Raw genomic sequence first — 16,008 nt, 5'->3', positions numbered from 1 at the left:
TAAAGACCCAAAGAAAATCATGTTCATGATGACTATACTTTGTATCGTCATCGGGCTGGCAGCCATTGCCGTAGGGGTAGTGGCCGTAGCAAAAGAAGAATACATCATTGCCGTAGCCATGCTGCTGGTAGCTGCCTGGCAGATACTCAACTACAGACAATGGAAGAAAAGCCTCAAATAAAAACCGGACTTTTCGGAGGTTCCTTCAACCCTATCCATACAGGCCATCTGGCACTTGCCAACTACCTGTGTGAATATGGGGGACTGGAGGAGGTATGGTTTTTAGTCACTCCTCAGAACCCGTTTAAACAGAACGAAACTTTGCTCGACGACCATCTGCGGCTGAAAATGGTAGAAGCTGCCGTGGCAGGATACCCCCGTTTCCGCGCATCCGACTTTGAGTTCCAGCTTCCACGTCCCTCATACACTATCCATACCCTTGATAAACTGGCCGAGTGTTATCCTGACCGGGAGTTTCACCTGATTATTGGTGCCGACAACTGGCAGGCTTTCGACCGCTGGCGGTCGCCCGAAGAAATCATCCGCCGCCATCACATTCTGGTCTATCCGCGCCAGGGTTATCCCTTGGAGGATACAACCAGTCTGCCTCCTCATGTCAGAGTCGTACAAACTCCCCTCATCGAAATCAGTTCAACCTTTATCCGCAAAGGCATCCGGGAAGGAAAAGACCTGCGCTATTTCCTGCATCCGGAAGTATTCAGAATTATTCAGGAAAAAGGATTGTACCGGTAATCATTTCTTTTTGTGCAATACCACCAGCACCACCTCGCTCGGTGTAAACAAGCGCACATCCTTGCGGGAGGTACCCAGTCCATTGGTAATAATAACCGGAATACCCGCACTGTTATACTTCAACCCTGTCAGGAAACGGTTGCCGTATTTGGAAAAATGCGCCGGTGTCCATCGGCGGAACAAACTGACTTGTCCCCCGTGCGTATGTCCGGCCAGTGCCAAATCGGTGTGCGACACATTCACATCCTCCACATAATCGGGTGTATGCACCAACATTAGTACAAAATCTTCTTCCCGCAATGCCAAAGTGGGCGATACCCCGTTCCGTTTCAAGTCAAACGGATTACGAATGCCGCACAGTAAAATGTATTCCTTTCCTCTCCACAAGGTATCCACTTCGTGTTCCAGTAAATGTACCCCAGTTGCCTGCATGGCCTTCCGTGCCAGCGAGTCAGCCTGCCCGCGTTCGTGATTTCCCATCACGGCATACGTTCCGCAGGGTGTTTCCACCGTCTTCAGCGCCTGAAAAAGTTGTGTCACATCTCCTCCGTTGCGTCCCCGATAGTCACCTCCCAAGAGCAACACATCCGCATCCAGCGAACGAAGTGCCTGGCACATGCCTGGCAAACGACAGGCGGTAAACCGACTCTCGTAATGAAAATCGGAAGCAAAAGCCACACGGAAGCCATCAAAAGAATCGGGCAACTGGGCACTGTAGAAATCATAACGTTTTACACGCCCCACGCCTTTATATTTGGAAAAAGAAGCCGTAGCACAAGAAGAAAGCAGGACACATAGCACCACCAGGTAACCTGCCAGCAAGTTCAATCGTTTCATCATTTTAAAATACATATAACTATCCGGTCGTGACAAAGGTCGTAAAAAAATGCCTAACTTTGCCGGACGAAAAACTAAAAATCAATCCACAATGACAAACGTCAAAACCAATTCCATAAAAGCCTGGTTGTTGGCTGCCCGCCCTAAGACACTGACCGGTGCTGCCATACCCGTCATGCTGGGCTGTGCGCTGGCCTTTATTTACGGTCACTTTCAATTAACGCCTGCCCTGCTTTGCTTTCTGTTTGCGTTTCTGATGCAAATTGACGCGAACTTTATCAACGACTTGTTTGATTTTCTGAAAGGCAGCGACCGCGAAGACCGGCTGGGACCGGAACGCGCCTGTGCACAAGGATGGATCAGCGCCAAGGCCATGAAAGCCGGAATTGCCTGTACCACCCTGTTAGCAGGAATCACCGGACTTTTCCTGCTTTACTACGGAGGACTGGAAATGATTCCAGTTGGTATTGCCTGCATGATTTTTGCCTTCCTCTACACCGCCGGACCGTATCCGCTGGCTTATCACGGATGGGGCGACTTACTGGTACTTGTTTTCTTCGGCTTCGTACCCGTGGGATGTACCTACTATGTCATGGCGCACGACTGGAACATGTCTGTTACCATGGCTTCACTGGCCTGCGGCCTCATCATCGACACCCTGCTGATGATTAATAACTTCCGCGACCGTGAACAGGATGCTATCAGCGGCAAGAAAACCATCGTAGTACGCTTGGGTGCCAAGGCCGGACTGATTCTTTACTTTCTGTTAGGACTGGCGGCCTGCTGGTGCTGCTTCTACTTCCTGGAAATCGGGAAAATCTATGCCGTACTGCTACCCCAGCTGTACCTGATTCCACATATCCTGACCACCCAACACATGGCCCGTATCTACCGCGGAAAAGCCCTGAACGGAATCTTGGGAGAAACCTCCCGCAATATGCTTATTTTTGGATTATTACTCACCCTCGGCTTAATACTTTAATATGATTCGAAAGGTACGCAAAGAAGATACACCGGCCATCACTGCCATCTACAATCACTACATCGCCCACACTACCATCACCTTTGAACTGGAACCGGTAAGCGAAGAGGAAATGTGGACACGCATTCAGGCCATCAGTGAAAAATATCCGTATTTCGTATACGAAACAGAAGGACAGATTGCCGGCTACTGCTACGTACACGGATGGAAAGAAAAGGCTGCTTACAACCAGAGTGCAGAGACCACCATCTACCTGGCTCCTTCGCATACCGGGAAAGGTATCGGGAAAGAACTGATGCTACACTTAATAGAAGAATGCCGCCGCTACGGACTGCATGCCCTGATTGCCTGCATCACGGAAGGTAACGAGGCCAGCTACGCCTTGCATGAAAAGTTAGGGTTTGAAAAGGTATCTTATTTCCGGGAAGTAGGCCGTAAATTCGGGAAGTGGTTAGGAATAGTAGATTATGAACTGATTCTATAAGAGAGTATAGTATTATAAAAACAGGCAGGGCGATACCTTTATTTCTCAGGTATCGCCCTGTCTGTTTTTCGCTTTACCATGACAATGTAGTCACATATTGCGGAACAACCTGCACTGAATCGATCCGGACTACTGAACCTTTGGAAAAATCAGGAACAGCTTCTCCCGGCAAATCAGACAGGAAAGGTGCATTTTTCCGCAACGGACGAATGTAAAAACCCAGTTCCTCATCAGTCAGTTCTTGCTGGAAACGTTTCAGACTAATCTGCCAGGGGGCTCCATAATAAAAGTGATCCAGCACCAGCTCACCCTTCAAGAAAGCCATGGCCACGTCGCCTGTATAATCCAGCCGCAAGAAGTAATCATTTACCTGAGGATATTCCTTTCCGGAAAAACGAACTGCCAGCCGACGGCTTCCAACCTTACGGAAGGTATATTCGGGCTGTACGGAAGGAACTTCTTTCATCTGTTCCTTAAAGCCTTTTGCCGAAGGATATTCTACATAACGGAACACCGGGTCTCCCATATTCAGCAACCGTACTCTTCCTGCTTCCGGCAACACCATGGAAGAAGTAATCAACAACTTACCGTCGACCTTACAAGCATTCAAAGCCTGTTCGCGGGTCAGCGTGGTTACTTTAAACCGTTTTCCACCGGATGTCTTCACCGTAAACGTACTTTTTAAGCCTGCTTCCGGAGTATAACAATGTTTTCCGGCTACCGTAGTCTTGTCAAACACAAATTCCGGATGAATACCTTCCGGCACAAAGAAAAAGTAATGGTCTGTCCCCTTGTCATCCAGTTTCAGCAATAACTGGGCGGTGGCATACTTCAACAAGGCATCCTCCATCTGAAAATTAAACGGCAGAATCAGACTTTCATCTTTCGGCAGAGTAAACGTACCTTGCGAAGGAATACGAAGTGTCTCATCCGCAAACTTCAACCGTAAGCACAAATCTTTCTGGTCTACCCGAGCAGTATCGTGGTCTTGAAAGTTCACCATAAACACGAAACCCGATTTTCCTCTTACCCGCGCTGCATATCGCAACGTTTCCCGGTTATCCGGAGTCATCCGTTCATATCCCTTCGGAAGTACCGTTTCCATCGGTGCCAACTGACTAGAGAAATCGTTCAGGAACAGATGCAACAGGCGCAACGCACGATAAGAACCATGCTCCAAACCAAATTCTCCCAAGGGAGCCTGAAAATCATATGATATCTTGGGCATTCCCATCGGTTCATCGCTGAAAAAGGCCGTAGGTCCCATTTTTGGAGTAGAACCTCCATGATACATATAATACCCGATACCATTGGCACCGCTCCCCAGCGTACGCACCATCAACGCCTCTGCGGCCTTAGCCGTGACAATAGGGCGGCGGGTATAAATCATCTGAATGCCGACTCCCATTTCTGCACAGAAGGAAGGATATTTCTCGGTGTCATAACGCACCGGTGCATAATCGGGATTCTTCTGAATATCCTTGAACATGCAAAAAGGAGACATACCCGGTTTGGCCCAGAAAGGATACGTATAGGCAGCCGTCACAGGAATGGCTTCCTCTCCGATTACAGCCGCATTGCCCCATCCGGTAGCCGTGTACAAAGGTGTCTGGATTCCGGCTTCTTCAGCCATCTTTTTCAGTGTTTTCATGTGCAGGTCACCCAAATCGGCCGTCGTGATTTTCTTGTCCTGTACACTCACTCCTATCATCGTAATATTGGCATCATAAGTGGCCGACGTCATGTCCTTCGGTTCGCCCGGATACGTAATTCCCCAAGGAGCCGCTGAATGCTGGTGTTCATTTTCTATCTGCGTGCCGATAATCGTTCCACCGTCTTTATAATACAATCCTTCCAACTGTCGGCCAATCTCTTCATAAAGGCGTTTCACATACTTCAGGTAGTTCGCATCGTTCGAACGAATTTCCAAGGGCTTGGCAAACAACCAGTCGGGAAGTCCTCCGTTTCGTATTTCCCCATGACAGAAAGGGCCTATTCGTACCACCGTCCACATATTATGTTTCTGACACAATGATAAAAACTTACGAAGATTCCGGTTCCCTTCCCAATTAAATACGCCTTCCCTTTCTTCATGGATACTCCAGAATACATACGTAGGAATCACCGTTACTCCTCCTGCCTTCATTTTCAGGATTTCTTCTTCCCACTGGCATTCCGGATAACGGCTATAATGAAACTCTCCCATTACTGGAATAACCGGCTTTCCCCCAACCGACATATAATAGCTGTTTACCTCAATACGCTCACCGGAAGGATTACTTCCTCCCAGCTTCAGGTGCCCACTATAAATTGTCTTTTCCTTGACAGGCATATCCAGTTCATACACCTGCTGTGCCATAGCCAGCACTCCAGCCATCATACATATGATTGTTCCCGTAAATCGATTCATTGTTTTTCCTAGTTAAAGTAAAAAATGAGATACAATATCTCCAATTCAAAAGTACCGCCTCAAAATACACGAAAAAATGGAATCTTTTACGGAATACATGTAATTTTTTGCGACCTTACTATCCCGTTTCAACAAGATACACGAAAAGTTTTTATATCCTTCCCCAAACGCAAGTACATTTCAAACAGAACGTAAGTACATTTTACCTGAAACACAAGTACGTTTAGATACAAACGTAAAGGCGTTTATCTCCAAACGTACTTGCGTTTTTCCGGCTACATCCAAAAGGATTATATAAGCTTAATAGTCAGGATATTACAGACCAGTTCACATTTTTCTTACGAAGTTCTTTCAACTGTTGCCAGATAATTTGATTTTCCGGTTTCATGCCTTCGGGGTCGTCATCCAGCAGGCGTTCAGCTATTTCACGGACATACTGCAACAACTGGCCGTCTTTGGCGATGTCAGCAATTTTCAAATCGAAGGCTACCCCGCTCTGCTGGGTACCTTCCAAATCGCCGGGACCACGTAGTTTCAGGTCAGCTTCGGCAATTTCAAAACCGTCATTGGTCTGCACCATGATTTCAATGCGCTTACGAGTTTCTTCCGTCAACTTGTATCCGGTCACTAAAATACAATAGGACTGATCGGCACCACGACCTACTCGCCCACGCAACTGGTGGAGCTGGGAAAGTCCGAAACGTTCGGCATTCTCAATAGCCATCACCGAGGCATTGGGCACATTCACGCCGACTTCTATCACGGTAGTAGCCACCATAATCTGGGTTTCGTTAGCCAAGAAACGCTGCATTTCTTCCTCTTTCTCGGCCGGTTTCATCTTACCGTGCACCTTGCTGACCTTGTATTCTGGGAACTCCTCACAGATGTGCATGTAACCCTCTTCCAGATTCTTGATGTCCATCTTTTCGCTCTCCTGTATCAACGGATACACGATGTATACCTGACGTCCTTCCTGAATCTGTTTCCGCATGAATTCGTACATGCTTTTCCGACGGTTGTCAAATTGATGAATGGTCTGAATAGGCTTTCTGCCGGGAGGCAACTCATCAATGACCGATACATCCAGGTCTCCATACAGGGTCATGGCCAGCGTACGGGGAATCGGAGTGGCCGTCATAACCAGTACATGAGGAGGACGGGTATTCTTAGCCCACAACTTGGCCCGCTGGGCTACTCCAAAACGGTGTTGTTCGTCAATCACTACCAAACCCAAAGAAGAGAAGTTGACGGTGTCTTCAATCACGGCATGCGTACCAATCAGGATATGCACATCTCCTGTTAATAAGTCGCGGAGAATCGTTTCACGACGTTTGCCTTTCACGTTGCCGGTCAACAGCTCCACCCGCACGGGCATCCCATTCAGAAAGCGACGGATGGTTTCATAATGCTGTGTGGCAAGAATTTCTGTCGGAGCCATCATACAGGCCTGGAATCCGTTATCCAAGGCTATCAGCATGGTCATCAGGGCTACTAATGTTTTTCCACTACCCACATCGCCTTGCAACAGACGGTTCATCTGTCGTCCGCTGCCCATATCACGGCGCATTTCCTTGATTACACGTTTCTGTGCCCCTGTCAACTGGAAAGGCAGGTGATGCGCATAAAAGGTATTGAAAATCTCACCCACCCGTTCGAATACCAGTCCACGGAATTTGTTGCGACGTTCTTTGGTATAACGGAGAATATTGAGCTGTACGTAAAACAGTTCCTCAAATTTCAAACGATACTGTGCCTTACGAAGAAGTTCCGGATTCTGCGGAAAATGAATATTATACAACGCATCGGTCAGGGGCATCAGCTGGTGTGCCGCGATTAAAGAGGGACTTAGCGTTTCCTCAAAGCTTTCCTTCTGCAAGGCCTGAAAAAGATTTTTCATCAGCTTTTCCAGCGCATGAGAATTCAGGCTGGTACGCTTCATCTTTTCCGTAGTATTGTAATAAGGCTGAAGCCCCATGGTAGAAAGAGTCAGTTCCTGTGCCGGGTCAATATCAGGATGGGCCACATTGATACGTCCGTTGAAAACCGTGGGCTTGCCGAATACAATGTATTCTTCGTTGGCCTTATATTTTCCGGTGATATACTTCAATCCTTGAAACCACACTAAGTCCACCACTCCCGTGCCATCGGTAAAATGTCCCACCAGCCGGCGCTGACGACCTTCTCCGAACATTTCAAAACTCAGAATCCGTCCGCGCAACTGGATGTAAGGCATGTTGCCGTCTATCTCATGGATATAATACAGACGACTACGGTCCACATACTTGTATGGGAAATAATACAACAGGTCGCGTAAGGAATAGATATTTAATTCCTTATTCAGTATGGCCGCCCGCTGCGGCCCTACTCCTGGCAAATATTTCACATCGCGTGTGGATAAGTCAAACATTAGTCGTCGATAAGAGATTCTGCTACTTTCAAGTCAAAGGGCGTGGTGAGTTTGATGTTCTCCCGGTTACCGGAAACCAGATGTACCGGCTGTCCCAATGCTTCCACCACTGAAGCATCGTCGGTAAAGAAGGGCTTGTAGTCCTGGGCATAGGCCCGTTTCAATAATTCCACAGTGAAGACTTGAGGAGTCTGCACCAGCTTGTAATCATTGCGTGATACAGTCTCACTTCCTCCTTCGGGCAACAAATGACGGACTGTTTCCACTACATCTGTTACTGGAACCACAGCCTGCAAAGTGGCTGCCTGCGCATAACAATTCGCAATGACTTCGGCAGAAACGAAAGGACGTACCCCGTCGTGCACACCGACCACGCCGTCTTCTTCCACCAGTGCCAGTCCGTTCTTTACGGAATGAAAACGTGTTTCTCCACCTGCCGCAATACGGTGAGGCAACGTAAAGCCATATTCAGCACAAAGGTGCTCCCAGTAGGAACGCTGTTCCACCGGAAGCACCACAATCAGTTCAATGTTCGGGTCACAGGCATGAAAAGTCTCCAACGTACGCATCAACACCGGTTTTCCTTTGACCGGAATGAATTGTTTGGGAATCTCTCCCCCCATACGCAGGCCTTTTCCTCCCGCTACCACTATCACATATTTCTTCATTAAGCCAGTAACATTCCTTTTTTCACTTCGAGTGCTTTTTCTGCTCCTGCAAATTTCTCCAGGATAGTAAAGCCAAAGGCAGGTGCAGCACCCGGACCTTTACCCAAAATGAAGTTGTCGACTACTTCTACCATATTTCCTGTATATTCTGCTCCTTCCAGGAACTTATCGAAGCCCGGATAGCAAGTAGCTTTCTTGCCTTTCAGCAAACCGCGCTTGCCATATACCATCGGAGCAGCACAAATGGCAGCCAACGGTTTTCCGGCAGCTGCAAAGCTCATAATCAGTTTGTCCAGTCCGGCATGTGCATCCAGGTTAGTAGCCCCCGGCAGTCCACCAGGAAGCACAATCATTTCCACATCTTCCTCCTTCAGTTCTTCGAACAACAAATCAGCCACAATGGGTACCTGATGAGAACTGATGACCGTCTTGTTTCCAGTGACAGACACCGTTTTTACGTTCAATCCGCCTCTGCGCATAACATCCAACGGAAACATGGCTTCCATTTCCTCGAAACCTTCAGCCAAAAAGATACAAACTGCTTTCATAAATCTATTATTTAGAATTAAAAGTTTTATTTCAACTTAAAGTAGTACGTAATGGTACCACTCTGATTATTTACTCCATCCACCGCATTAAAGCGTGCTTTTCGAGCTGCCTCTTCTGCCGCTCTTCGCAACGCCGGATTCACTGTGTTCGTCCGTTTGTTAATGCTGGTACTGATGACCTGTCCGGCTGGATTCACCACAATAGTTACAACCACACGTCCTTCATCCTGCACATTGTAGACGGGTACAGGAAGTTTTCCACTTCCCAAAGTTCGCCCATTCAGGTCGAATGTGCCATAACCACCTACACCGCTCGTTTTTCCCGTAGAAGAGTTACCCGTAGGACTACCCTGCAGTCCAGCTCCGGTGGCATTTCCTTTGCTTCCCATCTGAGAACCTTTTCCAAATGCCCCGGCAATAGCGTTAGCCGCAGCCTGAGCCGCCGCTTTTTCTGCTTCCGCCCGTTTCTCTGCTTCTGTTTTCTCCTTTGGCTTGTTCACCTTCTGCGTTTCAGTCTTTACCGGTGTCTTTTTAGGTTGCTCCTTCTTCGTCTCTGTTTTAGGCTTTTCTTTCTTCACCTGCAAAGAAGGTTCATCCTGCTGCGTAATCATGGGCTGTTCCACCTCTGGCTCTGCTGCAGCTTCCGGTGCAGAAGAAGGAGCTTCCGACGGCATGACATCCACCTCGGTCATCGTATAAGGGTCGGCATCACCTGCAGCCAGTTCCGTATTGCCCAGCATAACGGGCACACCGCCTTCCTCCTGTTCTGCCGGAACGGTCAGCTTCAGAAGAAACAGCAACAGCAGCACCAGCACATGCAAAGCCACCGTACATACAATTCCGATTACCTTATTTTTTTTCAACGTTACTCTGCTTTTTAGTTTTTATCCGGACGGCGAGTCGCCAGGACCATCTTAAAATGATTCTCGTTCGCAATATTCAGCACCCGCACGATTTCCCGATAAGGAATCGATTCATCGGCATACAATGCCACATACATTTCCGGTTCTTTCCGAGCACATTCCTGAAGAAATGCAGCCACCTCATCAATAGCCAGCGGCATTTCATCTTCATTGCCAAAAGCTCCGTAATAATTTAAATCCTTGTCTATAATCACCCGTGCCATAGGTTTGGCCGAAGTCTGCTCCGAACCTTGCGGCAGAAGCACCTTGATGGCATTCGGCGATACCATGGTAGAAGTAATCATAAAAAATATCAGCAGCAAGAAAATCAAGTCAGTCATAGACGACATGCTGAAGCTGGGTGATATTTTCTGTCTTCTCTTTAAAGCCATACGCGATTATTTTTCAGTCGGTTCATTCAGCAAGTCCATGAAAGCCAGCGTACGCGCTTCCATCTGACTTACTACCTTATCTACACGATACACCAGATGATTATAGGCAAACATCGTAGCAATACCTACTACCAATCCACCCACCGTAGTAATCATGGCCTCATAAATACCACTTGACAAAAGAGTAATATCAATATTGTTTCCAGCATTAGCCATATTCCAAAAGGCACGTACCATACCGGTTACTGTACCCAAGAATCCCAACATCGGTGCCCCACTTGAAATGGTAGCCATAATAGACAAACCATTTTCCAGCTTGGCCACTTCAATGTTTCCAGTATTTTCAATGGCAGCCTGCACATCGGCAACCGGACGTCCCATACGAGTAATACCTTTCTCAATCATACGTGCAGAAGGAGTATTCGTAATGCGGCAATAGTTGATAGCCGATTTGATTTCTCCCGATTTGATATAATCACGGATACGGTCCATAAACAAAGGATCATCCTTTCCAGCCTTGCGGATAGCCACCGCACGTTCAAAGAAAATATAGAAAGCAATTACCGACATCAAAGCCAGTACAATCATAATCCAGCCTCCTTTGCAGGCCATATCCCAAAGATTCATCTGCGGTTCACCCGAAGCAACCGGAGTCAACACCGGATTTGCTCCGGCCATTGTATCGGCTACAGCTTGTGCGGCAGCCAGTAAAGTTAATGTCATCATAATTTAACGAAGGCAATTTTTATATTCTTCAATGGTTTTCTTTAATCCTAAATAAAGTGCGTCACAAATCAGTGCGTGACCAATAGAAACTTCATCCAGCCAAGGGATATTATCATGGAAATATTTTAAGTTTACCAGACTCAAATCGTGTCCGGCATTCAATCCCATTCCCAGTTTATGTACTCTCTCAGCCGCTTCGATAAAAGGAGCCACGGCTGCTTCCGGGTTTTTAGGATAAAGTGAGGCATAAGGTTCCGTATACAGTTCCACACGGTCGGCTCCTGTCTTGGCTGCATACTCAATCAGTTCCAGATCGGTACCTACAAAAATAGAAGTACGTATACCCGCTTCACCGAACGTATCCATCAATTCTGTCAGGAAAGCCTGATGCGTCTTGGTGTCCCATCCACAATTCGAAGTAATCTGGTCAGGAGCATCCGGTACCAAAGTCACTTGCGTAGGTTTTACTCTCAGCACCAGGTCGATAAACTCTTTTGAAGGATATCCTTCAATATTGAATTCAGTTTTCAACACCGGGCGCAAGGCATATACATCCGCATACCGGATATGACGTTCATCCGGACGCGGATGAACCGTGATACCTTCCGCCCCGAACTGCTCGCAGTCCAGTGCTACTTTCTCTACATCAGGGTTATTCCCACCTCGTGCATTACGAAGCGTAGCCACCTTATTTATATTCACACTTAATTTAGTCATATTTCATGAATTTCGTTATCTTTGCATCAACAACGTGCAAAGTTAGCAGGTTTTACGAGAAACTTGACATGTTTATTCTTAAAAAGATTGATAAAAAAGACACATTCTATGCAGCGGAAGATGAAGTTCGCCCTCTTTGGAAATACGTATCAGGAGCATAAATCGGCTCATGTAACCCATCTGCTGGAAATCCTCCGGCGCAAGGAGGCGCACATTTGTATCCATCGTGAGTTTTATGAGTTCCTTCGCCTGCACACAAACGCAGATTTAACCAATTTAGAGATCTTCAACGGACATGATTTTACAGCCGACATGGCACTTAGTGTGGGAGGAGACGGTACGTTCCTGAAAACAGCCAGTTTAGTTGGTAACAAAGAAATTCCCATACTGGGTATCAATACCGGACGCCTGGGATTCCTGGCTGATATTTCGCCCGACCAGATGGAGGAAACCTTTGATGAGATTTATCAGGGAATGTATCTGGCAGAACCACGAAGGGTACTGAAACTTACCTGCAATGGTCAGGTGCTGAAAGGTTATCCTTACGGACTGAATGAAATCGCCATTCTGAAACGCGACAGTTCTTCCATGATTACCATCCGTGCCTATATCAACGGTGAACTGTTGAATGTGTATCAGGCAGACGGACTGATTGTGGCCACCCCTACCGGCTCTACAGGCTACTCCCTCAGTGTAGGCGGTCCGATTTTAGTACCTCAGAGCGGTACCATCAGCCTGACTCCTGTAGCTCCACACAGCTTAAACGTACGCCCCATTGTCATTCGCGATGAGTGGGAAATCACATTGGAAGTAGAAAGCCGCAGTCATAATTTTCTGATTGCCATTGACGGACGGAGTGAAACCTTCCGTGAAGGTACCCGACTCACTATCCGAAGAGGAGAATACTTCATCCGTATCGTCAAGCGCTGCCACCACTCTTTCTTCAACACCTTACGTGAGAAAATGATGTGGGGAGCCGATTCACGTAACTAACTATCCATTATACAAATACACAAAAAGCCGGAACGTTCAACTTGTTGCTCCGGCTTTTTGCGTATATATACCTTACAGTATCCTATTTGGAAAGCTGCACATCATAGCTCTTTCCTTCACGGCAAGTAAACTGCAATACGGTGTGCTTCTTGTCCGATTCCAGCACCTTCACGGCAGGATGAGATGCCACATTCCATTTCCCTTTCAAAGTAATGGTCACCGGAATCTCCTTACTCTCGTCATCAATCCACGGACGAGAATAAATACTGCGTTCAATACGTTTTCCATTCTCATCAAAAGCCTCATCACTCGGACCACGATAGAAGGCCATATCCGGTTGTGCCACGGTCAACACCAGTTTTTTCTTGTCCACTTGCTTTACCATGGCCAGACAAGAAGTATCCGCCTTCTCAATGAAATCACCTGGCAAAGCCTTCTGTGGAGTTTCAAAAAGCACGTATGAAGTCAAGTGTTCTGCGCTGGAAGTCACGATATGCGCATTCCGGTCTTTCTGCAACACCTGATAAGTCGGCTGTTTGGCAAACTGTGTCAAACCCTGCTCATCCGTCTGCGGCAACACCGCATATTCATACGAAGCCCCTTGAGGTGCTTTTCCGTGATTGAACACCAAAGATACCCAATCGCCGGAAGTCGGTTTCACACTACGTTCACCTACTGTTACCTGAGGGAAATTCTTTTCAAACTGTACATTGCCTGGTACATAATACCCCACTCCATTAGGAGCCAGATACGTATGTCCGTTATCCTTCCAGTTGTCCCAATATGCTTTTTCTTCCGGCGTAATGGCAGCCAGCTGGAATACAGTGGTTTCTGTAGGATAGTCCTGATTGACATTCTCAATGTCAGAGCCAAGGGCTACGATGGTATTTCCAAAGAAATGATACGAAATACGCGCACGGTGCGAGCCGTTGTACTTATCATGTTCGTGCAACTTCATACCAAAATTACCATTCTCACGTTCTTGAGAAAGTCCTCCGGCAAACGCCTCATCAGAATACAGCATTTCTTCCATTCCGGAAAAAGCATCCACATTCAGCACTTTCGCACGCAACTGGTCAAAAGGCAGATGAATGGAAGTAGCACCCGGAATCCGGTTCCAGTCGAATCCGTTTTCCTGCCAGTCACTCGTTGTAAAGGTTACTCTTTCTCCCGGCTGAGCAGTCAGCACCTGCATGCTGCCATAACCCAAGTATCGTCCGTAGAAATTGGCATCCAGGTAATGCTCGGCATCCCATAAGTAACGTGAATGACCACGTACCACTGCCGCCCAATTGTTACGCCGCTGTACAGACACACAACCATATCCCAATGCTAAATTTCCCTGCGGGTCTTTTTCAGGAGTAAATCCTGCTTTCAGTAACTTTTTCTCCAATTTGCGTTCCAACCCAGCTGGTGCCTGCGGCAAATAATCCGGTTCATTGACACCCGGTTTTGCCGGTTCTCTTACCAGACGCAGATACGCAGCGGCCATATCGGCATCATACTTTTCTTTTCCGTCAGGTGTTCCTGAAATAGCCATCATGGCATACTGTACCGGAATCAGTTTCCCTTTTCCATTAGGATGACGTCCCGACATTGACAGCGGGAACTGTTGCTGGTTACAATAGAAACGCATGGTCAGCAACACATCTTTTACAGTCTGATGAGCCAGTTCTGATACGGCAAATGTCGTTCCACTCATCAGATAAATCATGTTAGTTGCCCCATCCAGACCTCCAACCGCATACGCAGGATAGTTATTACGGTGATGGAAGGCAGCCCCATCACTCTTGAAGGCACCCGCCAGCCCCGGAGCCGGACGGCATCCGTAGTCAATCCAGCGTGAGAAAGCACGCAAGTAACGAAGTTTTTCCGGCGTATCCTCCATCATCAGAATGCTGGCAATGCGCCCGGAAGTCTGTGTATTAAAGGAATCCATATCAATACCGTTTCCTGTCGGCTTTGGATATACCTCATTCGTAATGGCATACCACCGCATAGTAGCTTCCGCTTCTGCCAAGCGATTTTCTTCACGAAGCACATCCTTCATCAGGAAATAAGAAAGATACAAACTGCGTACGCTATATCCATAATGATGTATGTTTCCCCAGCAACTTCCGTAAGCTACTCCCTGATCGGTAATATGGTCGTACATAGCCATGAATTTCTGACGCATTTCCTGTTTCACCTGTGCGTCCTGCGCGTTATGATATGCCACGGCAATGGTTTTCATCAGGTCAAAATAGGCTTTCATTTCCATGCCCAACTTCGTAAACATGTCCTTATCCCAATGGGGAATCATACGCTCGTATGCTTCCGACTGACGTACCATAAAAATAGGCAGTCCGCTTACTTTACCGTTTTTATATACAATCTTATAGGCATCGAACTTGCGACGGATATTATCAATCTGTTTTTGAGACAATTTACCCGGCGTATAAATCAAATCCCGGTAACGTTTTTCCATCAGGCGCATATCCTGAAGCTCTTTTTCTGAAACCGGCTTCAAAGGCAAATCCGACTTCCACAATGAATGCGGATAAATCACCAGCCAGTGATTAGTCGTTCCTTTATGTACAAAAGGTACTTGTACATCGGCAGCCTGCTGACGCGCATCTACCTTGCTGGCCGGAATCAGATGGTCGATGAAAAGTTCCCCTTCTATATCCGGTGCCAATACACGTAACTCATTCATACCTTCTTCCGGTGTACCTTCCATATCGCGTTCATAGCAAACCCATGCCGCACGCCATCCTGTAAAATTAATACCGAAGGGAAAAGAAGTACACACCTTTCCATCCTTCAAGAATTGAAAGGTTATTTTCTTATCCACTGCCTTCTCGTTATACACCCATACAATAAAAGCCGACAGATACGTATCTTTTCCCGTCGGGTCTTTCGCTTCAAACTTCAAATCCTTTTTCAGGGAAAGGACTGCTCCCGGTTTATACGTCCAACGCAGGGAACGACCTCCATCTTTATAGTGCTCATCACTAAGAGATAAAGTCGCCCCTGCGCTGGAAAGTTCCTGCGGTACTCCTTCTTCAAAAGAGAGTAATCGCTCATGCTTTACGACCTGTGCTGTCAGCTCACCAGAAATCGCAAAGAAACTTAATACAGATGCTAGATTAATAAAAAATTTTCCTTTCATTTGCATCGTTCTATATAAAATTTAAGTATCGATGCAAA

Annotated in this window: 15 protein-coding genes; 5 read left to right on the top strand and 10 right to left on the bottom strand. The window is 47.0% G+C overall.

Features of this window, described 5'->3' with window-relative positions; all coding sequences use genetic code 11:
- Nucleotides 1-25 precede the first annotated feature (25 nt).
- Together BACPLE_RS17590 and nadD are read left to right on the top strand one after the other, a co-directional pair.
- Nucleotides 26-181, top strand: a complete 156-nt coding sequence (locus tag BACPLE_RS17590; protein WP_316928367.1) for a DUF308 domain-containing protein — start codon at nucleotides 26-28, stop codon at nucleotides 179-181.
- Nucleotides 160-753, top strand: a complete 594-nt coding sequence (nadD, locus tag BACPLE_RS17585) for a nicotinate (nicotinamide) nucleotide adenylyltransferase (protein ID WP_007564438.1) — start codon at nucleotides 160-162, stop codon at nucleotides 751-753. The genes BACPLE_RS17590 and nadD overlap by 22 nt, the downstream gene beginning before the upstream one ends.
- Here the strand turns inward: nadD and BACPLE_RS17580 are convergent, their stop codons facing one another.
- Nucleotides 754-1,593, bottom strand: a complete 840-nt coding sequence (locus BACPLE_RS17580) for a metallophosphoesterase (RefSeq protein WP_394357946.1) — start codon at nucleotides 1,591-1,593, stop codon at nucleotides 754-756.
- An 88-nt stretch (nucleotides 1,594-1,681) separates the two neighbouring features.
- Between BACPLE_RS17580 and menA the strand changes: the two genes are divergently transcribed.
- Together menA and BACPLE_RS17570 are read left to right on the top strand one after the other, a co-directional pair.
- Nucleotides 1,682-2,572 carry a 1,4-dihydroxy-2-naphthoate octaprenyltransferase gene (gene menA / locus BACPLE_RS17575; RefSeq protein WP_040313380.1) on the top strand — a complete coding sequence of 297 codons (891 nt, stop codon included), beginning with the start codon at nucleotides 1,682-1,684 and terminating at the stop codon, nucleotides 2,570-2,572.
- A gap of 1 nt (nucleotide 2,573) precedes the next feature.
- Nucleotides 2,574-3,056: a GNAT family N-acetyltransferase gene (locus tag BACPLE_RS17570; RefSeq protein WP_007564432.1), complete on the top strand. Its 483-nt coding sequence runs from the start codon at nucleotides 2,574-2,576 to the stop codon at nucleotides 3,054-3,056.
- Between the two features lie 73 nt (nucleotides 3,057-3,129).
- Here the strand turns inward: BACPLE_RS17570 and BACPLE_RS17565 are convergent, their stop codons facing one another.
- The 8 genes from BACPLE_RS17565 to BACPLE_RS17530 all read right to left on the bottom strand — a co-directional run bounded on the left by BACPLE_RS17565 (nucleotide 3,130) and on the right by BACPLE_RS17530 (nucleotide 11,826).
- Nucleotides 3,130-5,466: a beta-galactosidase gene (locus BACPLE_RS17565; RefSeq protein WP_050792116.1), complete on the bottom strand. Its 2,337-nt coding sequence runs from the start codon at nucleotides 5,464-5,466 to the stop codon at nucleotides 3,130-3,132.
- A gap of 307 nt (nucleotides 5,467-5,773) precedes the next feature.
- On the bottom strand, nucleotides 5,774-7,873 hold the full coding sequence (gene recG / locus BACPLE_RS17560) for an ATP-dependent DNA helicase RecG (protein ID WP_007564428.1): 2,100 nt from the start codon (nucleotides 7,871-7,873) through the stop codon (nucleotides 5,774-5,776).
- Complete coding sequence (locus tag BACPLE_RS17555; protein ID WP_007564426.1) at nucleotides 7,873-8,541, bottom strand: 2-C-methyl-D-erythritol 4-phosphate cytidylyltransferase; 669 nt, start codon at nucleotides 8,539-8,541, stop codon at nucleotides 7,873-7,875. Before BACPLE_RS17555 ends, recG begins: the two co-directional genes overlap by 1 nt.
- A complete protein-coding gene (locus BACPLE_RS17550) occupies nucleotides 8,541-9,089 on the bottom strand; it encodes a DJ-1 family glyoxalase III (RefSeq protein WP_007564424.1) in 549 nt (182 codons plus the stop codon). The genes BACPLE_RS17555 and BACPLE_RS17550 overlap by 1 nt, the downstream gene beginning before the upstream one ends.
- Nucleotides 9,090-9,115: 26 nt before the next feature.
- The gene (locus BACPLE_RS17545; protein WP_007564422.1) at nucleotides 9,116-9,952 is read right to left on the bottom strand and encodes a TonB family protein; all 837 of its coding nucleotides are present in this window, start codon (nucleotides 9,950-9,952) and stop codon (nucleotides 9,116-9,118) included.
- A gap of 14 nt (nucleotides 9,953-9,966) precedes the next feature.
- Entirely contained in the window at nucleotides 9,967-10,383 is a 417-nt protein-coding gene (locus BACPLE_RS17540; protein WP_072541576.1) for an ExbD/TolR family protein, read from the bottom strand.
- A 6-nt stretch (nucleotides 10,384-10,389) separates the two neighbouring features.
- Nucleotides 10,390-11,109, bottom strand: coding sequence for a MotA/TolQ/ExbB proton channel family protein (locus BACPLE_RS17535; protein ID WP_007564418.1), 720 nt, complete (start codon nucleotides 11,107-11,109; stop codon nucleotides 10,390-10,392).
- A 3-nt stretch (nucleotides 11,110-11,112) separates the two neighbouring features.
- Nucleotides 11,113-11,826, bottom strand: a complete 714-nt coding sequence (locus tag BACPLE_RS17530) for a pyridoxine 5'-phosphate synthase (protein ID WP_007564416.1) — start codon at nucleotides 11,824-11,826, stop codon at nucleotides 11,113-11,115.
- Between the two features lie 108 nt (nucleotides 11,827-11,934).
- On the opposite strand from BACPLE_RS17530, the gene BACPLE_RS17525 reads away from it, so the two are divergent.
- A complete protein-coding gene (locus BACPLE_RS17525; protein ID WP_007564414.1) occupies nucleotides 11,935-12,819 on the top strand; it encodes an NAD kinase in 885 nt (294 codons plus the stop codon).
- A gap of 82 nt (nucleotides 12,820-12,901) precedes the next feature.
- On the opposite strand, the gene BACPLE_RS17520 is transcribed toward BACPLE_RS17525, so the two are convergent.
- Nucleotides 12,902-15,970 (bottom strand): chondroitinase family polysaccharide lyase, encoded by a 3,069-nt coding sequence (locus BACPLE_RS17520; protein ID WP_235777947.1) that lies wholly within the window; start codon nucleotides 15,968-15,970, stop codon nucleotides 12,902-12,904.
- Between the last annotated feature and the right edge of the window lie 38 nt (nucleotides 15,971-16,008).

The organism is Phocaeicola plebeius DSM 17135 (assembly GCF_000187895.1).
Taxonomy (GTDB): Bacteria; Bacteroidota; Bacteroidia; order Bacteroidales; family Bacteroidaceae; genus Phocaeicola; species Phocaeicola plebeius.
The sequence above is the reverse complement of the archived record's forward strand: the minus strand, read 5'-3'. Positions and strand labels throughout refer to the sequence as shown.